Raw genomic sequence first — 20,237 nt, 5'->3', positions numbered from 1 at the left:
GGCTCAACCTTCGGGGTGGCGGGCGGTCCGGGTGCGCTGCTCGTAGGCCGCGCGGACCGACCGGTCGGACAGGGCGGCGAGCTGGTCGGGGACAAGGAAGTGATGCAGGGCGTCGCGGGCACGGCCCGGCAGCACCGCGGCCAGCCGGGTCAGGGCGGCCACCTGGCGTGGCACGAAGACCTCGAACCGCGGGCGCAGTACGACGTCGAGCACCGCGTCGGCCACCTGATCCGCCGTCAGGCGTCGGGTGGGGCCGGTCGCGGTGCCCACGGCCAGCTCGGTGTCCACGACGCCGGGCATCACCAGGGACACCTGCACGCCGGATCCGCGCAGTTCGGCGCGGACGGCCGTGCTGTAACCGTGGAGGGCATGTTTCGTCGCGGCATAGGTCGCCTCGCCGGGCGGGGCGACCTTGCTGGCGGCGGAGGCGATGTTCACCACGTGGCCGCGACCGCGTTTCCGCATCCCCGGGATCGCGAGTTTCATCCCACGCAGTACGCCGTGGACGTTGACGTCGAACTGGCGCAGGGCGGCTTCCTCCGGTTCCTCCGCGAAGGGACCCACCCACATGATTCCGGCGTTGTTGATCAGTACGTCGATCGGCCCCAGCCGGGTCTCGACGGTGCTCAGGAAGTGTTCGAAGGACGGTGTGTCCGTGACGTCCAGAGACAGCCCGAGCAGTCGGCCACCCGGGTACGCGCCGATGGCACCAGCCGTCTCCATGGCAAGCTCCGCGTCCAGATCGCCGATCGCCACCGTGGCTCCGGCTGCGGCGAGCCGGGCTGCGACGGCACGCCCGATTCCGCGGCCCGCCCCGGTAACCGCGATCACTCGGCCCCTCAGCGGTTGTGCGCGGGGGAGCCTGTCGCGGTTTCTCCGGCTGAACCTGTACGGGTGCCTGGGCGGTGCTGCCACGGTCGAGCCCCTTCCTTGCCCTGAGCATGAGCGGAACGCCGAGCGGCGAGCAGCCCCAGAACGTTTCTGACATGAAGCCATGTCAGATGAACTGACAAGCTAGAGTGTCAGTTCGGAGCACACCGGTGTCAACACCTCTGCGAAGGGGAAAAATGACCGGCACACAGACCGCCGGGCGGCGCTATGGCGGACGCGATGCGGCGCAACGGCAGCAGGAGCGCCGCACCCGCCTCATCCAGGCGGGCCTCGACCTGTTCGGCACGGCCGGATACGCCTCGGCCTCCGTGAAGCAGGTGTGCTCGCATGCCGGACTGACCGAGCGCTACTTCTACGAGTCGTTCCGCGACCGCGAAGACCTTCTCGCCGGCGTCTACAACGAGCTGATCACTGCGATCCAAGCCGAAACCGCGCAAGCCGCAGCCGCCGCCGCACCCGATGTCGACGCCCAACTGCACGCAGGCCTCGAGGTGTTCATCCGGACACTGACCGGCGACGCCCGCAAGGCCCGCCTGGTGCTCATCGAAGTCGTGGGCGCCAGCCCCCGCCTCGAAGTACGCCGCCGTGAGGTCCTGCACGAATTCGCCGCGATGGTCGCCGCCGTCGTAGCACCGCTCCCTGACCCAAAAGCCTCCTCCACCCGGCTCACCATGACCACGATGAGCCTGGTCGGAGGGGTCAACGAACTCCTCGTGGACTGGACCCTCGGCCACCAGAACGCCACCGTCGACGAACTGATCGACTTGTGCCACACCCTGTTCATCGCGGCCCACCGGGCCATCAGCGACCAGATCTGATCACGCAGGCCCGGATCCCTTCGTCGGGCGGATTCCATACCCGTCATCCGTCCGGAAGCGACGCAAGGCGATCGGCCTGAGTGGCCGCGAACCATGGCGGGACCGTTGCGTCGTGAGAGCTGCTGAACGGCGGGGATCACCCACCGCCCGCGTCCCCGCGAGCGTGCGTCCGGGACCTGGTCCACGCCGGACCGACCCTGCCGCTGTCGCTGGGCGCCCGTACATATGCAGGTCCGCCAAGTGACCGGTCTCTCCCCGACCGCTGCCACTGTCCGTATTCGCACCGGGGCGCATTCGGCGGAATCGTCGCCATGATCTAACGGAATGATGGGCGGCCGGGCGGGGGGCCGCTTTGGCTTGTTGGCAGCCGGTCCGGACGCTCGCCGATCTCGTCACAGCCCCGTGCGGCGATGGCTGTTGCGACGACGTACCCCTGTAGTTGTATCTGGCGTTTCGGGTGTGCCGAGATCGGTCACGTGCCACCGATCGCCATTGGGGCCGCCCATGGCGCGAGAGGCCCGCTCGTGTCCCCCATTCTTTGCGCCCCTCTCGAACGCCAGGCGGGCATCTTCCGTGCTCCGCCACTAGGCGGCGACGACTCGCCTCCTCGCCCGGGAGGCGGCGCAAGAGGTCCGGCTGCGTAACACCGACAGGCCGAGTGCGAACTCGCGTTCGCTGCGCGGCGATGGTGCTTTCACGTCCTTCCTGCCTGCTCATCCGGCGCGTGCCGTCAAGCCGGCGGGCGCCGGTCAGCTCGCCCCGCAGTCGGCCGTCGGAGCGGCCTGGCTCAGTTCGCCGCTTGGGCTTGCGCGCTGGAAACTGATCGGTTTACAGTGGACCCAAGGGGAAACCGATCGGTTTCCCAGGAGTTCGGGAGTGCATGATGACGACAAATCGACCGGTGGCCCTGGTGACGGGCGCGTCCTCCGGCATCGGCAAGCAGACCGCGCTAGCGCTGGTCGCGGCGGGTTTCGAGGTGGTCGGCACCGGCCGCGACACCTCACGCGTCGCCCCGCTGCGGGGTGTGACGTTCTTCGACCTCGACGTGGTCAGTGACAAGTCGGTCAGCGCCGCGGTCCAGCAGGTGATCGAGCGGTTCGGGCGGATCGACGTCCTGGTCAACAACGCCGGCATCGGCTCGATCGGCGCGGCCGAGGAAACCTCGGTCGAGCAGGCCCAGGGAGTCTTCGACATCAACGTCTTCGGGGTCATGCGCATGGTGAAAGAGGTCCTGCCGCACATGCGTGCCCGGGGACGCGGCCGCATCATCAACCTCTCGTCCGTGCAGGGCTTCATCCCCGCTCCCTACATGGCCGTCTACGGCGCGTCCAAGCACGCGATCGAGGGCTACTCCCAGTCCCTGGACCACGAGGTGCGGCAGTACGGCGTCCGCTCGCTCCTCGTCGAACCCGCCTACACCAACACCGGATTCGAGGCCAACAGCGCCAAGCCTGCCACCCCCCTGCAGACCTACGCCGACCAGAGGCGCATCTTCGACCGTCTGATGACGGAAGCGATCAAGGACGGCGACGACCCCGCCGTCGTCGCCAAGGCGATCGTCACCGCCGCCACCGACAAGAAGCCGAAACTGAGCTACGCCGCCGGCCCCATGGCCGGCCGCGCACGCCTGCTCCGCTTCGTCCCCGCCTGGGTCCTGGACAAGCAGATCCGCACGATGAACAAGCTCACTGGTTGACACCCGCCACCCGCAAACCCGTGCACCCACAAGCTCGTTCGCGCTGTTGATTCCGGGAGAGACTCATGTCAGAGACCCTGCACGCCGCGGCCGCCACGGTGGCGAGCTGGCGCTCCGCCGAGGAACGCGGTGACGTCGACGCCGCGGTCGCGTGCCTGAGCCGGGACGTCGTGCTCAGCTCGCCGCTCACCGAGCAGTTCCGCTTCGAGGGATCCGACCAGCTGCGTGACTTCCTGACCTCGGCGTTCGCGGCGGTGAAGGACGTCCGCTACCACACCCAGACCGGCGAGGGCGACGCGTACGCGCTGGTGTACCGGGCGCGGGTGGGGGCGCAGTCGTTCGAGGAGGTGCAGTTGCTGCGGCTCGACGACGAGGCAAAGATCAAGGAGATCACGCTCTTCGGGCGTCCGATGCCGGCCCTCACCGCCCTGATGACCACCCTGGGACCGGAGCTCGCCCGCCAACAGGGCCGCCGGGGCCTCGCGGCGCTCATGCGCGCCAGCACCATGCCCATCCACGCGATGGTGACCTTCGGGGACCGCAGCATGGTCGCGAAGACGCGGCCGACAGCCCGGTAGACCTGAGAGCGACCCCTTTCCCTTCCAAGAGTTGGCGGCCGCCGCAGGCGGTGTCCCTGGCGGACAGCTTCAGGTCCCAGGACCGCGCGAGGTACCTGCCGTCCAGGTGAACCCCGGCTCGCCCTGACCACACGGGCGAGACCGACTCCTGAGAGCGGCTGCTGGATGCACCGTCCTCCACCGGTCACGGCAACGTCCCGCCATTCTCTCTGCTCCCACGCGCGCCGAAGTAATGCGGGCAACTCGCCGCGCCTTTCAGTAACTTGACCCAACAGGAGACCCTCCCATGAAGCGACGTACGTTCCTTACGGTGACCACCGCGTCGCTGGCCGCCACCCAACTCGCGGGACCCGCCTACGCCTCCGCCTCCCCCTCGGGTTCAACAGCCGGTCACTACGAGGTCGTTGCCCGCTTCTGGGGTGCGATGCCGACGGGTGTCACCGTCTCGCGCCGCGGCCGGGTCTTCGTCAACTTTCCCCGCTGGGGCGACGACGTCCCGTTCACCGTCGCCGAACTGCGCGGCGGGAAGCCGGTGGCCTACCCCGACGCCGAGGTGAACCGCCAGGACGCCGCCGACCTGGCCGGGCACTTCCAGTCGGTGCAGAGCGTCGTCGTCGACCCGGCCGACCGGCTGTGGATCCTCGACACCGGAAGCCCGCTGTTCGCCGGGTCCTCCTACGGCGGTCCGAAGCTCGTGGCGGTCGACCTGCGCACGAACCGGATCGTACGGAAGATCCTCTTCCCGCCCGAGGCGGTGCCGGCGAACAGCTACCCCAACGACGTGCGCTTCGACCTGCGGCGCGGCGTCGGGGGCATGGCTTTCATCACCGACTCGGGCGGCTCCAACGGCGTGATCGTGGTCGACCTCGCCACGGGCCGCTCCTGGCGGCGACTGACCGGGCACCCCTCGACGCTCCCGGACGAGCGGTTCCTTCCGGTCATCGCGGGCGAGCCCTTCATGGTCCGCCCCGCGGGCGGCGAGCCCACGTACTACGAGACCGGCTCCGACGGCATCGCCCTCAGCGCCGACGGCACGCGCCTCTACTACTGCCCGCTGTCCAGCCGCCGACTGCACAGCGTGTCCACGGACGCCCTCGCCGACCCGGACGCCACAGACACCGAGGTGGCGGCGACGGTCGAGGATCTGGGGTTCAAGCCGATGGCCGACGGCCTGGAGAGCGACGACAAGGGGCGGCTCTACGGCGGCGACCTGGAACACAACGCGATCTGGCGCAGGAACCCGAACGGCACCTACCGGACCCTCGCCCAGGGCAGCGATCTGCTCTGGGTCGACACCCTGTCCGTCGCCTCGGACCGACACCTGTACGCCATCGCCAACCAGCTCAACCGGCTCTCGCCCTTCCATGAGGGCAAGGACCTGCGCCGCAAGCCCTATCTCCTGGTCCGCCTGCCGATCGACGCAGGACCGGTCAGGCTCGTCTGACCTTCCCGGCTCGCGTCAGTTGGTCTGTTGGTCGCTGGATCGGTGCGTACCCCAGCCGTGCAGCGGGGAACTGCTTGCGCGACCTGAAGCGAGCCGCTCCACTCTCGGCTCGAAGCGACCCGAGGGCAGGGGCGGCGCCGGCATCCCGCTTCCTGGCGCTGCCGGGATACGGAATAGCGCCCCGACTTGGAATCCGTAAACTGATCGGTTTACGATGGCCGTGAAACCGACCGGTGTCATCGGTCGGAGTTCCAGTGGCGTGCTGCATCTCCGGTTCCGCGTCGACGACCGTGTGTGCCGAGGTTGAAGGTTCCGAGGGTCGCCGAGACCGCAATGAAGCTGTCCGGCCTTCTCTGGATATGAGTGTGTGTTGTCCAAGACCGGAGTAAGTCATGAGTGGGATTCACCCGTTCCGCGTCCTGCGTGCCAAACCCCTGTGGATCGCCAACGGCGTCATCACGGGCGTCCTCGCGCTGCTGTTCACCGTGTTCTACGTCGGGGCCAACATCGACCCGGTCGATCACATGAAGAATCTGCCCGTCGGTCTGGTCAACGCCGACAAGGGAGCCGCTGTCGGTGGCCAGCAGGTCAACCTGGGGGCTCAGATCTCCGAGTCGATCAAGAAGTCCACCGAGAGCGGGGACAAGATCGACTGGAGGGCGATGGACGAGAAGGAGATGAAGCAGGAGCTCGGCAAAGGCAAGCTGTACGGCGCGCTCGTCGTCCCCACCGACTTCACCACCTCCGTCACCGCACTGACCGGCACAGCGACCACCGCGACCCCGGCCCGTCCGTCGCTGACGGTGCTGACCAACCAGTCCGCCGGCAGCGTGGGCTCCAGTCTGGCCCGGGCAGCGACGACGCAGGCGGCCGAGAGCGCCTCGCTTCAGATCGGCAAGGAGCTCACCGTCCAGAGCGGGCCCGGGCAGGCGGAACTGCCCGCCGCGGCCCGCCTCTTCCTGGCCGACCCGGCCGCCGTCACGGTGAAGGACGGGCATCCGCTCGACTCGCACAGCGGTCTGGGTCTGACGGCGTTCTACTACGCGCTCGTCCTGGTGGTCTGCGGCATGCTCTCCGCCAACGTCATCAGCGGCCAGGTCGACCACGCCCTCGGCTACACCCACAACGACATGGGCCCGCTGCGCATCCACCGCCCGCTGATCCGGGCGACGAGGGTGCAGACCCTGGCCATCAGCAGCACCCTCATGGCCGGTCTGTCCCTGCTGATGGGCACGCTGGTCATGGCGGGCGCGGTCGGCCTGATGGGCATGGACGCCGCCCATCTGCCGCTGCTGTGGCTGTACTCGGTGTGTGCCATCGCGGTCTCCGGGATCGGTGCGCTCACGCTGCTCGCCGTGTTCGGTACGCCGGGCATGCTGGTGGTCACGCTGGTCTTCATCGGGATGGCGGTGCCAACGGCCAACGCCACCACGCCGCTTCAGGCGCTGCCCGGCTTCTACCGCTTCCTTGCGGAGTTCGAGCCGCTACGGCAGATCACCGGCGGCATCCGCTCGATCCTCTACTACGACGCCCAGGCCGACGCCGGTCTGACGCGGGGCTGGGTCATGATGGCCGTCGGTCTCGCGGCAGCCGTCCTCTTCGGCTTCGCCATGACCGGCTGGTACGACCGTAAGGGACTGCACCGCATTCCCGCCGAGACGGAGCCCGAGAAGACCGCTGCCCCGGCGTAGCGAACGCTGGGCCACCCTCGCCTGCGGGAACTGGTCCGGATACTTGGCAGCGCGGCGGGCTGCCCCACAGGGCTGGGCAGTTGAGCAGGGCAGTGTTCAGAGTCTGCGCTATTGGGGGATGGTGAGCAGGATGCGGCCGTGGCCACCGCCGGCGTCGACGTGGTCGTGGGCCTTGGCGATGTCGTCCAGCGGGTAGCGCTCGCCCACGGCGACGGTGAGGGCGCCGACGGCGGCGGCGGAGGTGAGGTCGCGGGCGGCCTGCCGCTTGGCCTCGGCGGGGAAGTCGTCGCTCCCGAGCAGCCGCAGGGTGACGTTGTTGAACAGCAGGGGCCAGAAGGGGATCTCGGTGCGGTCCGCGCGGGTGGCGTAGGCGGCGATGACGGCGTTGCTGGCGGCGACGGCATTGTCCAGATCCGCGTTGTCGGACAGCGCGACCTCGATGATCCGGTCGACGCCCCGCGGCGCGTAGGCGCGGATGGCCGCGGCGGGGTCGCCGCCGTCCAGGGCGACGGCGTGGGAGACGACGGCCGGGTCGACGCGGTCGAGGTCCGCGGTTCGGCGGACGGTGGCGATCACGGTGGCGCCGGCCCAGTGGGCGAGCTGGGCGGCCAGGGAGCCGACGCCGCCGAGAACTCCGTGGACCAGGACCAGTTGGCCGTCGACCGGGCCGTCGGCGAAGACGGTGCGGTGGGCAGTGATGCCGGGGATGCCGAGGCTCGCGCCCAACTCGTCACTGAGGTGGTCGGGCAGGGGTGCGGCCTGGTGGTCGGGTACGACGGTGTACTGGGCGGCGGTGCCGAAGGGTCGGTAGGACTGGGCGCCGTACACCCAGACCCGTTGTCCGACGCGGCGGGCGTCGACTTGGGTGCCCACGGCGTCGATGACTCCGGCGGCGTCGCTGTGCGGGATCACCCGCGGGAAGGGCATGGACGAGCCGAGCCAGCCGCGCCGCTTCTTGGTGTCGCCGGGGTTGACGCCCGAGACGGTGACGCGGACGCGCACCTCGCCGGGGCCGGGGACGGGATCAGGGAGTTCACCGACGTGCAAAACGTCGGCGGCGGGGCCCTGGTCGTCGTACCAGGAAGCAAGCATGGGGATACCTCCGTGGGCAGTCAGCTCGCGGGAGCGGCGGGCGCATGCGGATCGCTGTCGGTGACCGTGGTGTCGAATGCGGGCGGTTTCTCACCGAGGGTCTCGCGCAGCCAGGTCCGTTCGGCGCGGCTGGTGGCGCGGGCGGTGAGCAGCATGCCCCGCCGGTAGGGGTCGGCCATCTCCTCGGCACGCAGGGGCCGCTCCTTGTCGTAGAAGAAGCTCGCCGGTTCTTCCAGGAATTCCAGCCGTCTGCGCAACACCGCGTGCTGTTCGGCCACGTCGGGCAGGTGGGAGAGGAAGGCCAGGACGATGTAGAACCGGGTGAAGTCGGTGATCTCGTGGTCGGCGGGCTTGCGCAGACGCTGAAGCATGTCGGCCCGTCCGGCCGCGGTCACGCTGAGCACGTACCGGGCCGCCCCCGCGGCCGGGTCGGCGCGCCGCTCGATCAAGCCCGCCCTGGTCAGACGATTGATCGCCGGATACAGACTGCCGTCGCTGACCGGTCGCGTGTAGCCGGTCAGCTGTGAGACGCGGCGGCGCACTTCGTGTCCGGGCAGGGGGCCCTCGGCCAGGAAGCCGAGTATCGCGAGTTCCAGCATGAGTCCATCTTCGCACGCAAACATCGAATCGATGTACACATCGATTCGATGTTACGCTCGTAGGCATCCGCCCAAACGTCTCTGGAGAGGCACAGCAAGATGCCATCGCAGTCCACCGAGTCAGTGATGAATCGCTTCGTCGAGTTCATCAACACGGGCAACGAGGATCTCGCCCGCGAGGTGATTTCTCCGGACGCGGTGTTCCACGCACCGAGCCACCCGGAACCACTGCGGGGGCCCGAGGGGTACATGGAAGTCCTCGGGATGATGCGCGGCGGTTTCCCGGATGTGGAGTGGACGCTGGAGGAGACGGTCACCGAAGGCGACACCGTGGCCGCGCGGTTCACCATGCGGGGAACCCACGACGGTGACTTCTTCGGGATCCCGGCGAGTGGCAACAAGATCTCGGTGCAGGCCATGAACTTCTACTACCTGGCCGACGGCCGTATCGTCGGCGAGCGGGGCCAGCCCGACCTCCTCGGGGTGATGCAGCAGATCGGTGCCGTACCGGCGCCGTGAACCTCGTGGCGCCGGGTGCGCCTTCTGTCGCGCAGGATTGCCGCTGCCGGGAGGGGGCCGTACGGCGCGGTGGCAGAGGGCGAAGGCCCGCACCGGAGCTGCCGGCGTGCGTTCACCGCAGGCGGTTGGTTCCTTCTTGATCCGACGCCTTCGCGCGAACGGCGCCCGTTGCGGCGAGCGCTCTGACGCATCCCCCCACCCGACACCTGCACTGCGTACTGACGATGACCTTCCAGTCGTCGGCCACCAAGGAGGCTGTGGCCCGTCGGCTGGAGTTCTGCACGTAGCGCCGCTACCTGACGCAGGGCATCGGCGAAGTAACGGGAACGGGTGGGGCTCGGGGTGACACAGGGACACCTGCCCGACTGACACCCCGGACGTCGGCCGCGTGACACGTCGCACCACATCCTCGGCCGACAAGTCGTAAGCGAGCACCACGGCCTGAACCCGGTCGCGCAGTTGGTATTTGTCCAGGATGTGCGCGACTCGGGTATTCACCGTCGTCTCGCGAATCCCCAGTTCACGCCCGATCTCGGCTTTCGACAGTCCTCGGGTCAGTGTGCGCAGGACGTCCAGTTCACGGGCAGTCAGTCTGTCCGGGCGAGGTGGCCGGGAGGAGCGGCCTGCGCGGGCATACCGGCGAATCAGTCCAGCAGCCGCCGTGTGAACCGGGGAGCGAGCACGGCGTCCCCGGTATCCCAGACCTGCTCCCGCACGACTTCCCGCCACCCGGTGCGGTGAAGTACTACTTCTCCACCTGGCCGGCGACATCCGGGACGCCCGCCTCCGCGTACACGCGGCGCACCGCCTCCAGGTCGACCGGCCGCTCGTAGTAGTCCTCCGCCCACTCCCGGAACGCCTCCGGGGTTCCCTCGATGAGAAGGTCGAGGAGCCACTCCGCTCCGTCCACGTCGTCCTCTTCGTCGTCGGGGAACGCGATGTCACCGGTGTGCCAGTGGGTGTCTCCAGTCTCGCGCCAGATGCAGGCCGTGACGCGCGGCAGGCCGTCGTCGGTGAACGCGGGATCGTCGACGTACGCGCGGAAGACCTCGGGCACCGAGTCGAGGACGCCGGGCCAGGCCTGCATCTCGTCGTTGCCGTACGGGCTCATCGGCGACTCGTGGCTGAAAGCCCGTATGTAGATACCGGCTGGGGCGAAGACAACCGTGCAGTCGTCCCCCGACCCGGTGTCCAGGAACAGCGCCTCCTCGGACTCGCCCCAGTTCGCTGCGTACACGTGATATGCGTACTCACCACTGGGGTTGACCATCGCCTCCGCCGCCGCGAGGGCACGGCAGCGGGCGCGCAGGGTCGGGATGTCGGGCAGTCGGCGGGCAACGTCTGGTGCGGTCATGGAGCGATTGCATCAGACGCCACTGACAACGCCCGCCCGCCCGTACGGCGGTCAGCCCCTGCCGCACCGGCCCCGGCGCGAGGATTTGCGGAACGGTGTCCGTCTCTTCCCGGCCCGGCCCGGCCCGTGTACGGAGCGAGCGTCCGGGCCGTGGCACCGTTCTCGGGCGGCGCGCCCTCCGGCTGCCCGGCGCCTGAGCCTGGCCGGCCACGGACCGTCTCCGCCATCTCCAAGTCGACAATCACCGGACCTTCGGGCAGTGGGTGGGGCCTTCCCGGTGGGCGCCTATCTCGTTGATGAAGTTCTCGCGACGCGGGAGCGTCGCAGTCCTCTTCCTTCGCTCCACCTGTGAGACGCATTGACCCACAACTAACTCTGATACATACTGTCTCATAGGTGGAGTTGGATACCCGTTAAGGCGGGCGCCGCCTCCACTGTCATGCACGGGACCATTGCTGCGGCTCTGTCGACCGAGGGGGAGCTCATGTCCGGAGCGGCGCTCGGGGGCGGCGGCACGGACCTCGGTCGTGGCGGACGGCGTCCGCAACGAGCTGAAGGCCATGGAGAGGCCGCCGAACAGGCGAGGAAGGAACGGTCGCGGCAAGAGCGGGGCGCAAACGGGCCGAGCCGAGACGTGGCAGCTTCCCCCTGCCTCACTCGGCGAGGTCGGCCCTCCCCGCCCGTCCTCCACGCCTTGACCCGCCGGCCCTTGAGATGACATGACCACCCTTCACGTCCACGAGGAGCACACCTCATGCGAATCCTGTTCAGCGCCCCGGGCTCGGCCGCGCACGTCTTCCCCATGGTCCCGACCGCCCAGGCCCTGCGGTCGGCCGGTCATGACGTCCTGTTCGCCGGGCAGGCCCCGGTCACCGTGCTGAAGCCGACCGGGTTCCCCCTGGTGGAGGTGGGCGACGGAATCACTACGGCCGAGATCTTCGCTCGCTTCAGCGAGAACGGGCCGAAGGAGTTCACGCAGGAGGAGATCAGCCGCCTTGCCGTGATCGGCTTTGCCGAGCACAGCCGGTCCGCTCTGGGCGATCTGTCCCGGCTGGCCGAGATGTGGCGGCCGGACGTGATCGTGCACGCCACGATGCAAGGTACGGCGCCACTTGTCGCGGCCGTGATGGGCATCCCCACGGTGGTCCACAACTTCGGTGTGACCGCAGGCCTGCCCTATGTCGAAGGGATGGCCGCCGAGTTGGCCGACGAGTACCGGGCCCGCGGGGTGACCGGGCCGCCCGAGCGCACTGTGCTCGACGTGGTCCCCGCCTCGCTCGGCGGTGACGGCACTGGCTGGCGGGTGAGATACGTGCCGTTCAACGGCGGCGGCTCCGTGCCGGCGGACCTGGTCGCGCGCGGCGGGCGGCGGCGGGTCGTGGTCACGCTCGGCACGGCGCTGTCGCGGACGGCAGGCGCGCGGTACGTCGTCCGGCTGATCGAGCAGGCGGCAACGGTGGACGCCGACTTCCTGCTCGCCCTCGGCGGCGCCGACCTCGCGCCGCTGGGCGAACTGCCGCCCAACGTAAGGCCGTTGTCGGACTGGGTGCCGCTTGCCCAGCTGCTGGCCGGCTGCGACGCCGTGGTCCACCATGGCGGAGCGGGCACCATGATGGCGGCGGCGGCCGTCGGCATCCCGCAGCTGTTCATGCCGAGTGGTGCCGACCACTTCACCAACGCCGCGGCTGCCGTTGCGCAGGGCTTCGCCCTGCGCGCCGAGCCCCAGGTGGTGGACGGTGACCTGCTCGACACCCTCCTGAACGACGACTCCCTGCGCAAGGCCGCCTTCGCCATGCGGGACGAGATCGTCGCGCTACCCTCCCCGGCCGACCTGGTCGGCGACATCGAGAACCTGGTGACCGCGCGATGAGCACCGCGTCGCCTCCGCCCTGGTTCGCTCCCGGCACCCCAGCGCCGCCGCCCATGCGTACCTGCCCGACTGGAACGAGCAACGCCTCCACCTGGCAGGCGGTTTTTGGGCGAGGGCTGCCGGGGATCCGTAGCGTTCCAGCAGCCATGGCACGGCACTGAGGTCCAGGGGCGGCCTGAGGGCACGGTCCAGGCGGGGGTGGAACTGGGCGAACAGGCCGCGCACGGGTTGGAGGTGCGGGTCGCCTCGGCCGCCAGCTCCTGGTCGAAGCCCACCAGCACGGTCAGTTCGGCGGTGATCAGGCGTTGAGGACGCTGAGTTGGGCGGCGGCGTGAGCCCGCAAGACGCCCTGGGAGTGGCGGCGGCGGTGCGTGACGCGAGCCGTGAGGTGGTGGCCGCACTGGCGGTGATCGTCCCCCACGAGTCAGGGGCCTCGTCCGTCGTGCCCGTGGTGCGGACGGCGGCACCCGGTATCTCCCGTGCGCTGGGGGCACCGGATGCTCCGGATGTTCGTCTCTCATTGATTGAGAATGCCGTCGCGCCCGTCCGTCGTCGCCGCCCATCCTGCGTGAAACCCAACGACGGGAGGCGACAACGTGGTCGGAACCAGCGTGGTTGCGGATACCGGATCCGGCGCCGGTCCAGGGCGGCCGGCGCCGAGGAACGCGGTGACTCTGACCGTCTCCGCCAAGGAGGACGTCGCCGAGGGCGTCGTGTCACTCACCCTCACCCACCCGGGCGGCGCCCGGCTGCCGGACTGGACGCCGGGTTCGCACATCGACTTGGTGCTGCCGGAGGGGACGACTCGGCAGTACTCGCTGTGCGGCGACCGATGGGACGCGCATACCTACCGGATCGCCGTGCTGCGGGAGCCCGCGGGCAGGGGAGGATCCGCTTACGTGCACGACCGGTTGAGCCCGGGGGACCATGTCGGTGTCGGCGGCCCGCGCAATCACTTCCCCCTCGTACCGTCGGAGAAGTACCTCTTCATTGCGGGCGGCATAGGCATCACGCCACTGCTGCCCATGGTGCGCCAAGCCGAACTGCTCGGTATGGAGTGGCAGTTGCTGTACGGGGGGCGTACGCGATCGTCGATGGCCTTCGACGAGGAGCTGATGGAGGCCTACGGCGAGCGGGTGCACATCGTGCCCCAGGACGAACTCGGGTTGCTGGACCTGGCGGCCTGGCTGGGCGCACCACGGCCGGACACCAAGGTGTACTCCTGCGGCCCCGCCCCGCTGCTCGCCGCCGTCGAGGCGGCATGCGTGGCGTGGCCGCCGTACGCCCTGCGCACCGAGCGCTTCACCGCCGCCAAGCAGACGGCGCCGGTCCGCAAGGCGCCCTTCGAGGTGGAACTGCGGCGCACCGGACGCACGGTCACCGTCACCCCGGACGTGTCCGTGCTGGAGGCGGTGCGCCGGGCCGGCGTGGACGTGTTGTCCTCCTGCGAGCATGGCACCTGCGGCACGTGTCTGACACCCGTGCTGGAGGGGCGGCCGGACCATCGGGACTCGGTGCTGGCCGACCACGAACGGGCCGCGAACGACTGCATGTTCCTGTGCGTGTCGCGCTCCTGCGGCGACCGCCTCGTCCTCGATCTCTGACGCCGATCTCTGATCGCTGAGACCTTTCCAAGGAGCCGTGATGACCGAGGCACTGGAGCATTCCGTCGTGCCGCCCGTAAGTGACGTCGATCCGTTCGCCGACGACGTCCTGCTGGACCCCGAACCGCTGCATCAGGCGCTGCGCGAGGCTGGTCCGGTCGTGTACCTCTCCCGTCACGACGCCTACGCGCTGGCCCGCTACGAGCAGGTGCATGCCGCACTGGTGGACTGGCAGCACTTCGAGTCGGGCTCGGGTGTGGGGCTGGCCAACTTCCGGCACGAGGAGCCGTGGCGCCCGCCGAGCCTGCTGCTGGAGGCCGACCCGCCCCGCCACGACGCCCCGCGCCGGGTGCTGCGCGAGATCCTCGCCCCGCCCGCCCTGCGCCGCCTGCGCGAGAACTGGCACGCCATAGCGGAGGAAGTCGTCGAGCAAGTTCTCGCCCGGGGGCCCGAGTTCGACGGCTTCACGGCGCTGGCGGAGGCGTTCCCCCTGCGGGCCTTCCCGGACGCGGTGGGCCTCGGACCGGACGGCCGGGAGAACCTTCTGCCGTACGGCAACATGGTCTTCAACGCCTTCGGCCCTCGCAACGACCTCGTCAAGGCGGACGCCCCCCGGCTGGCCGAACTGTCGGCATGGGTCAACGCCCAGTGCCGACGCGAGGCGTTGAGCGGGGACAGCTTCGGGGCCGCCATCTGGGCTGCTGTCGACCGTGGAGATCTGACGGATGAACAGGCACCGTTGATGGTGCGCTCCCTGCTCTCGGCCGGTGTCGACACCACCGTGCACGGCCTGGCGGCCTGCCTGTACGCCTTCGCTACTCACCCCGAGGAGTGGCAACGGCTGCGGCAGCGGCCGGAGTTGGCGCGGGCCGCGTTCGACGAGGCGGTCCGCTGGCAGTCACCGGTGCAGACCTTCTTCCGTACCGCCACCTCCGACGTCGCCATCGCCGGCACGGTCATCCCCGCGGACACGAAGATCCTCATGTTCCTCGGCGCGGCCAACCGCGACCCGGCCCGCTGGAGTGACCCCGACCGCTTCGACCCCACCCGGGACCCCTCCGGCCACGTCGGCTTCGGCATGGGCATCCACCAGTGCATCGGCCAGCATGTGGCCCGCCTGGAGGCCGAAGCGCTGCTGACCGCGCTGGCCCGACGCGTCGAGCGGTTCCAGCTGGCCGGAACCCCGCGCCGCCACCCCAACAACACCCTGCGCTCTTGGGCGTCACTGCCCCTGCGCGTCCAGCCCGTTTGAACAGGAGGGAATCCAGCAATGTCCCAGCAGGTACGAGGCGTCGTCGCACGCGCGAAGGGCGAGCCGGTCGGCATCGAGACGATCGTGATCCCCGCCCCGGGGCCGGGAGAGGTGGTCGCACGGATCCAGTCGTGCGGGGTCTGCCACACCGACCTCCACTACCGCGAGGGCGGCATCAACGACGAGTTCCCCTTCCTGCTCGGCCACGAGGCGGCCGGGATCGTCGAGTCGATCGGTGAAGGCGTGCCGCTCGTGCTGCCGCCGGAAACGGTGGTCCGCACCGGCCACGGCGAGTCGACCACCATCGGAGCCGAGGCCCCGCACCTCGAGGAATGGATGGCCCGGGGCCACTGAGGCCCATCGAGGGCAGCCGACGTCGGCCAGCACTTGATGGGTTACAACGTTTGAAATCTGTAACCCCAATATTGTAGGGTCGCACCATGGACGCACGAGTCCCATGCCGAGGGTGAGGTCACTCCGCCTTCATTTGTGGACGCTCCTGCCTCGCACCGAGGGGGAGGGGTCGGTACTCCGGCCGTTGTCGTGACAGTTCAGCTACGCAGGCAGGTCTTCGCTCACCGGGAGGCAGGGATCATGGAAACACGGCGGCTGGGGGCCGGTGGTCCGCTTGTCTCGGCGTTCGGTCTGGGTTGTATGAGGATGTCGAACAGCACCGCTGCGGCGGATGAGGAGGAGGGCATTGCGACGATCCGTGCCGCGCTCGACGCGGGAGTCACCTTGCTGGACACCGGTGACTTCTACGGACAGGGCCACAACGAGCAGTTGATCCGCCGGGGGCCGGTAGAAGGCCGTTCTCAGCGTGAAGTTCGGCGCGATGACGGATCCCGATGGGAACTTCGGCGGCACGGACGGGCGCCCGCAGGCCGCGAAGAACTATCTGGACTACTCGCTGCAGCGACTAGGCACCGACCACGTGGACATCTATCGCCCGGGCCGCCTCGATCCGACGGTGTCGATCGAGGACACGATCGGAGCCATCGCCGAGATGGTGCAGGCCGGGCACGTGCGGGCGATCCGACTGTCGGAGGTCGGTTCGAAGACGATCCGGCGGGCTCACGCGGTTCACCTCATCGCGGATCTGCAGGTCGTGTACTCCCTGTTCAGCCGCGACATCGAGGGCGGCGTCCTGGACACTTGCCGGGAGCCGGGCATCGCCGTCACGGCCCACGGGGTGCTCTCCAACGGGCTGCTGAGCGGCGACTGGACGCGGCAGGTCCCCTCACCGACGACCTTCGGGCGATCATGCCGCGCTTTCAGGACGGCAACGTGGAGAGCAATCTCCAACTGGTCCAGACACTGCATGAGATCGCCGACGCCCGCGGGGCCACCGCTGCACAGTTGGCCATTGCCTGGGTGCTCGCACAGCGCCGCGAGCCGGGTGACATCGTCGCCGTCGTCGCGTCGCGCACGCGCCGGCAGCTCGCCGAGGCACTGCCCGCGGCAGGGCTGGTCCTCACCGACGAGGAGCTGGCAGCGATCGAGGAGGCGGTGCCGATTTCCGCGGTCGCCGGGGACGTCGGAATGCCGGGCATCAGAGACGGGGAGCGCTGAATGCGTTCGCGCACGGCGCTGGACGCCGAGACCATTCTGGCCGCCACCGAGGACGTCCTGCGCCGCTACGGGCCGGAGAAGGCGACGGTGCTGGACGTGGCGCGCGCTCTGGGGGTCAGTCACGCCAGCGTCTACAAGCACTTCTCGTCCAAGGCGGCACTGCGCGAAGCCGTCACCCGGCGCTGGATCAGCCGCGCGCACGGCAACCTCGCGGCGGTCGCGGCCGACACCGGTTCCGCAGCGCCCGAGCGGCTGCGCTCCTGGCTCACCGCGCTGTTCGCCTCCAAACGGGCGGTGACGTCCGAGGACCCACAACTCTTCGCCACGTACCGGGTCCTGGAAGCCGAGCACAGCGGCGCGGTCGCGGACCACATAGCCGACCTGATCGAGCAACTGCGCGTCATCATCGCCGACGGGGTCAGCAGCGGGGACTTCACCTCGGCCGACCCTGCCGCGACGGCGCGGACCGTCTTCGAAGCCACCATTGGCTACCACCACCCCGTCCACGCCGCCCAGTGGCAGGCCCCAGGGGCGGACGCCGCCTTGCAGGCCCTGTGCACCCTCCTCCTCGACGGACTGCGCTCACGCTGACCTCCCACTACTGTCCCCGACCACCTGTCTGCCGGCGCCGCGCACGCATGCCGGAGGCTTCCGCGTCACCGGCTTAGCCCTCCAAGCCGGCGTTGGGGCCTCCAACAGCGGCTCGGCGGCGGTCGGGGCCTCTGATCGCCGCAGTTTTCCTGACCGCCGTGCGCACCGGCATGGAGCGCCGGGCGAGCCATGAGTCCGCCGGTGACGAGGACGACTCCCCGGCTCAGTACGTCGAACGCTCCGCGGGGCTCCTGCACTTTCTGCTGCCCCGCGACGGTCGGTTACGACCACGTGCGTGCCCGGCCGTCGCGTGTTCCCTCGCTCTCACCCATCCACCTAAGGAGCCCCCTTGAGCGACTCGACCCCGGCCGTGGAGGCGGAGGAACACAACTCCTCCGGGACCCCTCGCCGCTTCGGCCTCATATTCGCCGCCCTCATGGCCGCGATGCTGCTCGGGTCCCTGGACCAGACGATCGTCAGCACCGCCCTTCCGACCATCGTCGGCGAGCTGCACGGCGTGAACCACATGGCGTGGGTGACCACCGCGTACACCTCGCGGCCACCATCGCCATGCCCGTCTACGGTCGACTCGGTGACCTGCTCGGCCACAAGGCACTGTTCCTCGGCGGCATCGGTGTCTTCCTCGCCGGCTCCGTCGTTGCAGGTGCGGCGCAGGACATGACCATGCTGATCATCGGCCGCGCCATACAGGGTCTGGGCGGCGGCGGACTGATGATCACCTCGCAGGCGGTCATCGCCGACCTGGTACCACCGCGACAGCGCGCGAGATACATGGCCCCGATCGGTGCCGTCTTCGGCCTCTCCTCCGTCGTCGGACCGCTGCTCGGAGGCTGGTTCACCGACGGCATCGGCTGGCGCTGGTGCTTCTGGATCAACCTGCCGGTCGGCGCCCTGGCCCTCGCAGTCGGCGCGTACGCCCTGCGCGTGCCGCGCAGGGCCGTCAAGGTCGTCTTCGACTACGTCGGCTTCGTGCTCATGGCGGCCGCGGTGACCTGCACGGTCCTGGTGACCACCTGGGGCGGCACGCAGTACGCCTGGTCCGACCCGCTGATCATCGGCATGGCCGTTGGCGGCCTGCTGACCTGGGTGCTGTTCTTCCTCTCGCAGCGCCGCGCCAAGGAGCCGATCATCCCGCTCTGGCTGTTCCGCAGCCGGATCTTCAACACGGCCACCCTGATCGGGCTCCTGGTCGTCGGCATCGGCATGTTCGCCATCATCGGCTACCTGCCCACGTACCTGCAGATGGTGTACGGCCTGAGCGCCACCGAGTCCGGGCTCCTGCTCATTCCCATGGTCGTCGGCATGATGGCCACCGCCCTGCCGTCCGGACGGCTGATGAGCAGCACCGGCCGCTACAAGATCTTCCCCATCGTCGGCACGGTCCTGGTGTGCGCCGCCGCGCTGCTGATGTCGACCCTGGACACCGAGACCCCACTCGTCCTGGTCTGCGTCTACGTCTTCCTGCTGGGCGCCGGTCTCGGCGGCACGATGCAGCCGCTGGTCCTGGCCGTACAGAACGACTTCCCTGCCTCGGACGTCGGCACCGCGACCTCCGCCAACAACTTCTTCCGCGAGATCGGCTCCACTCTCGGCACCGCGGCCGTCGGCTCTGTGTTCGCCCACCGCCTCGCCGACCAACTCGCCGAACGCCTCCCCGCTGACGCCGCCGGTCCGGTCGGGGACACCCACTCGCTCACCCCGGCCCTGGTCCACTCCCTCCCTGACAAGATCCAGGACGCGGTGATCCTGGCCTACCAGCACGCCCTGACACCGGTCTTCCGCTATCTGGTCCCCGTGTTCCTCCTTGGCCTCCTCCTCGCCTTCCTCCTACCGGAGAAGAAGCTCGCCGACGGCAACGACGACGATCCCGAGGTGACGCCGGCCGTCCAGCCTGGCGAGACAGGGCCGGACAATGCCGAGGTATCGGCGCCGACAGGGCGGTGAGTCGCATGGTGAGGGCGGGCCGGGGTGGGCCCGCCCTCACCATGCGGGGCAGGGGGAGCCGCCTCGCGTCCGCGGTGCCGCCCGTCCCGGTTATGCGGTGGCCTGCTGCGGCGGTGTCGCGCCGCCCTTCCTCGTCTTCTTCTCGGCGCGCTCGCGGTCGCGCCGTTGCTTCGCCTCCTCCTTCCTGCTCCGGTCGGCGGCCTCTTCCATGGCCTTCAGCTCGGCGCGTACGGAGTCGGCCGGGCGGCGTTCGAGGACGGCGTCGTAGCGCATGGCCAGCTGGTCCAGGGCGTGGGTGTCGGACTCCTTGACCTCGGCCAGGATGGCTGTGCCGCCCGCCGGGACCTGCTGGGCGAAGATGCCGACGGCAGTGGTGGCACGTTCGGTCCGCTTGTAGTCGTGGCCTCCTCCGATCAGCGCGCCGACGCCCCAGCCCATCAGTACGCCGAGGGGGCCGCCGAGGATGCCGACCAGCGAGCCGACCAGCCCGCCGACCGCGGCGTTCTTCCCCTCCTCGCCGTCCATGCCCTCGGGGACGCGCACCGCGCCGTCCTCGAGGCGCTCGATCAGGACGGCGGCACGGATCTCGGTCGTGGCAGGGCTGAGGTGCTTCAGTGCGCTGAGCGCCTGGTAGGCGGTGGCGCGGTCGGCGAAGCGGAGGGCGATGGCGTTCTCGTGCACGGACATGAGCTCTCTCCTTG

At 69.5% G+C, this 20,237-nt stretch carries 16 protein-coding genes and 4 pseudogenes; 13 read left to right on the top strand and 7 right to left on the bottom strand.

The window, feature by feature from the left end:
• Nucleotides 1-3: 3 nt before the first annotated feature.
• Nucleotides 4-915 carry an SDR family oxidoreductase gene (locus BFN33_RS03230; protein ID WP_218108948.1) on the bottom strand — a complete coding sequence of 304 codons (912 nt, stop codon included), beginning with the start codon at nucleotides 913-915 and terminating at the stop codon, nucleotides 4-6.
• 152 nt (nucleotides 916-1,067) lie between these two features.
• On the opposite strand from BFN33_RS03230, the gene BFN33_RS03225 reads away from it, so the two are divergent.
• The 5 genes from BFN33_RS03225 to BFN33_RS03205 all read left to right on the top strand — a co-directional run bounded on the left by BFN33_RS03225 (nucleotide 1,068) and on the right by BFN33_RS03205 (nucleotide 7,118).
• Nucleotides 1,068-1,709, top strand: coding sequence for a TetR/AcrR family transcriptional regulator (locus BFN33_RS03225; protein ID WP_069758279.1), 642 nt, complete (start codon nucleotides 1,068-1,070; stop codon nucleotides 1,707-1,709).
• A gap of 883 nt (nucleotides 1,710-2,592) precedes the next feature.
• A complete protein-coding gene (locus BFN33_RS03220; RefSeq protein ID WP_218108961.1) occupies nucleotides 2,593-3,405 on the top strand; it encodes an oxidoreductase in 813 nt (270 codons plus the stop codon).
• Between the two features lie 65 nt (nucleotides 3,406-3,470).
• A complete protein-coding gene (locus BFN33_RS03215; RefSeq protein ID WP_069758277.1) occupies nucleotides 3,471-3,983 on the top strand; it encodes a nuclear transport factor 2 family protein in 513 nt (170 codons plus the stop codon).
• A gap of 286 nt (nucleotides 3,984-4,269) precedes the next feature.
• Nucleotides 4,270-5,427: an L-dopachrome tautomerase-related protein gene (locus BFN33_RS03210; protein ID WP_069758276.1), complete on the top strand. Its 1,158-nt coding sequence runs from the start codon at nucleotides 4,270-4,272 to the stop codon at nucleotides 5,425-5,427.
• A 392-nt stretch (nucleotides 5,428-5,819) separates the two neighbouring features.
• On the top strand, nucleotides 5,820-7,118 hold the full coding sequence (locus BFN33_RS03205; RefSeq protein ID WP_069758275.1) for an SNG1 family protein: 1,299 nt from the start codon (nucleotides 5,820-5,822) through the stop codon (nucleotides 7,116-7,118).
• 108 nt (nucleotides 7,119-7,226) lie between these two features.
• Here BFN33_RS03205 and BFN33_RS03200 read toward each other — a convergent pair whose 3' ends face one another.
• Nucleotides 7,227-8,210: an NADPH:quinone reductase gene (locus BFN33_RS03200; RefSeq protein WP_069758274.1), complete on the bottom strand. Its 984-nt coding sequence runs from the start codon at nucleotides 8,208-8,210 to the stop codon at nucleotides 7,227-7,229.
• A gap of 20 nt (nucleotides 8,211-8,230) precedes the next feature.
• A complete protein-coding gene (locus tag BFN33_RS03195; protein ID WP_069758273.1) occupies nucleotides 8,231-8,809 on the bottom strand; it encodes a PadR family transcriptional regulator in 579 nt (192 codons plus the stop codon).
• A 126-nt stretch (nucleotides 8,810-8,935) separates the two neighbouring features.
• Here BFN33_RS03195 and BFN33_RS03190 point away from each other — a divergent pair, with 126 nt between their 5' ends.
• Complete coding sequence (locus BFN33_RS03190) at nucleotides 8,936-9,328, top strand: ester cyclase (protein ID WP_256122621.1); 393 nt, start codon at nucleotides 8,936-8,938, stop codon at nucleotides 9,326-9,328.
• A gap of 486 nt (nucleotides 9,329-9,814) precedes the next feature.
• On the opposite strand, the pseudogene BFN33_RS55385 reads toward BFN33_RS03190, so the two are convergent.
• Nucleotides 9,815-10,099, bottom strand: a pseudogene (locus tag BFN33_RS55385) (LuxR C-terminal-related transcriptional regulator); the annotation flags it as partial.
• On the bottom strand, nucleotides 10,074-10,682 hold the full coding sequence (locus BFN33_RS03185; RefSeq protein WP_141757938.1) for a hypothetical protein: 609 nt from the start codon (nucleotides 10,680-10,682) through the stop codon (nucleotides 10,074-10,076). The pseudogene BFN33_RS55385 and the gene BFN33_RS03185, both read right to left, overlap by 26 nt.
• A 754-nt stretch (nucleotides 10,683-11,436) precedes the next feature.
• Between BFN33_RS03185 and BFN33_RS03180 the strand changes: the two genes are divergently transcribed.
• The gene (locus BFN33_RS03180) at nucleotides 11,437-12,552 is read left to right on the top strand and encodes a glycosyltransferase (protein ID WP_069758270.1); all 1,116 of its coding nucleotides are present in this window, start codon (nucleotides 11,437-11,439) and stop codon (nucleotides 12,550-12,552) included.
• A gap of 111 nt (nucleotides 12,553-12,663) precedes the next feature.
• On the opposite strand, the pseudogene BFN33_RS49330 reads toward BFN33_RS03180, so the two are convergent.
• A pseudogene (locus BFN33_RS49330) lies at nucleotides 12,664-12,851 on the bottom strand (IS110 family transposase); the annotation flags it as partial.
• 369 nt (nucleotides 12,852-13,220) lie between these two features.
• Here BFN33_RS49330 and BFN33_RS03170 point away from each other — a divergent pair.
• From BFN33_RS03170 to BFN33_RS03145, 6 genes and pseudogenes are all read left to right on the top strand, one after another.
• Complete coding sequence (locus tag BFN33_RS03170) at nucleotides 13,221-14,156, top strand: PDR/VanB family oxidoreductase (protein WP_256122620.1); 936 nt, start codon at nucleotides 13,221-13,223, stop codon at nucleotides 14,154-14,156.
• Between the two features lie 40 nt (nucleotides 14,157-14,196).
• Entirely contained in the window at nucleotides 14,197-15,408 is a 1,212-nt protein-coding gene (locus BFN33_RS03165; RefSeq protein WP_069758267.1) for a cytochrome P450, read from the top strand.
• A gap of 18 nt (nucleotides 15,409-15,426) precedes the next feature.
• Nucleotides 15,427-15,684, top strand: a pseudogene (locus tag BFN33_RS03160) (alcohol dehydrogenase catalytic domain-containing protein); the annotation flags it as partial.
• Between the two features lie 318 nt (nucleotides 15,685-16,002).
• Nucleotides 16,003-16,980: pseudogene (locus BFN33_RS03155) on the top strand (aldo/keto reductase).
• Nucleotides 16,981-17,571: a TetR family transcriptional regulator gene (locus tag BFN33_RS03150; protein ID WP_069758265.1), complete on the top strand. Its 591-nt coding sequence runs from the start codon at nucleotides 16,981-16,983 to the stop codon at nucleotides 17,569-17,571. It abuts the pseudogene before it with no gap.
• Nucleotides 17,572-18,102: 531 nt separating this feature from the next.
• Entirely contained in the window at nucleotides 18,103-19,536 is a 1,434-nt protein-coding gene (locus tag BFN33_RS03145; protein WP_256122619.1) for an MDR family MFS transporter, read from the top strand.
• 90 nt (nucleotides 19,537-19,626) lie between these two features.
• Here the strand turns inward: BFN33_RS03145 and BFN33_RS03140 are convergent, their stop codons facing one another.
• Nucleotides 19,627-20,223, bottom strand: a complete 597-nt coding sequence (locus tag BFN33_RS03140) for a DUF1269 domain-containing protein (protein WP_069758264.1) — start codon at nucleotides 20,221-20,223, stop codon at nucleotides 19,627-19,629.
• Between the last annotated feature and the right edge of the window lie 14 nt (nucleotides 20,224-20,237).

This window comes from Streptomyces sp. LUP47B (genome assembly GCF_001746295.1).
In the GTDB taxonomy this organism is placed as follows: domain Bacteria; phylum Actinomycetota; class Actinomycetes; order Streptomycetales; family Streptomycetaceae; genus Streptomyces.
This window is presented reverse-complemented; position numbering and strand designations above follow the sequence as displayed.

Excerpts from the sequence above, each read along its gene's own strand:
- BFN33_RS03210 (WP_069758276.1), top strand. The coding sequence starts at position 4,270 with ATGAAGCGACGTACGTTCCTTACGGTGACCACCGCGTCGCTGGCCGCC.
- BFN33_RS03205 (WP_069758275.1), top strand. The coding sequence starts at position 5,820 with ATGAGTGGGATTCACCCGTTCCGCGTCCTGCGTGCCAAACCCCTGTGG.
- BFN33_RS03180 (WP_069758270.1), top strand. The coding sequence starts at position 11,437 with ATGCGAATCCTGTTCAGCGCCCCGGGCTCGGCCGCGCACGTCTTCCCC.
- BFN33_RS03165 (WP_069758267.1), top strand. The coding sequence starts at position 14,197 with ATGACCGAGGCACTGGAGCATTCCGTCGTGCCGCCCGTAAGTGACGTC.
- BFN33_RS03200 (WP_069758274.1), bottom strand. The coding sequence starts at position 8,210 with ATGCTTGCTTCCTGGTACGACGACCAGGGCCCCGCCGCCGACGTTTTG.
- BFN33_RS03220 (WP_218108961.1), top strand. The coding sequence starts at position 2,593 with ATGACGACAAATCGACCGGTGGCCCTGGTGACGGGCGCGTCCTCCGGC.
- BFN33_RS03215 (WP_069758277.1), top strand. The coding sequence starts at position 3,471 with ATGTCAGAGACCCTGCACGCCGCGGCCGCCACGGTGGCGAGCTGGCGC.
- BFN33_RS03185 (WP_141757938.1), bottom strand. The coding sequence starts at position 10,682 with ATGACCGCACCAGACGTTGCCCGCCGACTGCCCGACATCCCGACCCTG.
- BFN33_RS03140 (WP_069758264.1), bottom strand. The coding sequence starts at position 20,223 with ATGTCCGTGCACGAGAACGCCATCGCCCTCCGCTTCGCCGACCGCGCC.
- BFN33_RS03190 (WP_256122621.1), top strand. The coding sequence starts at position 8,936 with ATGAATCGCTTCGTCGAGTTCATCAACACGGGCAACGAGGATCTCGCC.
- BFN33_RS03150 (WP_069758265.1), top strand. The coding sequence starts at position 16,981 with ATGCGTTCGCGCACGGCGCTGGACGCCGAGACCATTCTGGCCGCCACC.
- BFN33_RS03225 (WP_069758279.1), top strand. The coding sequence starts at position 1,068 with ATGACCGGCACACAGACCGCCGGGCGGCGCTATGGCGGACGCGATGCG.
- BFN33_RS03195 (WP_069758273.1), bottom strand. The coding sequence starts at position 8,809 with ATGCTGGAACTCGCGATACTCGGCTTCCTGGCCGAGGGCCCCCTGCCC.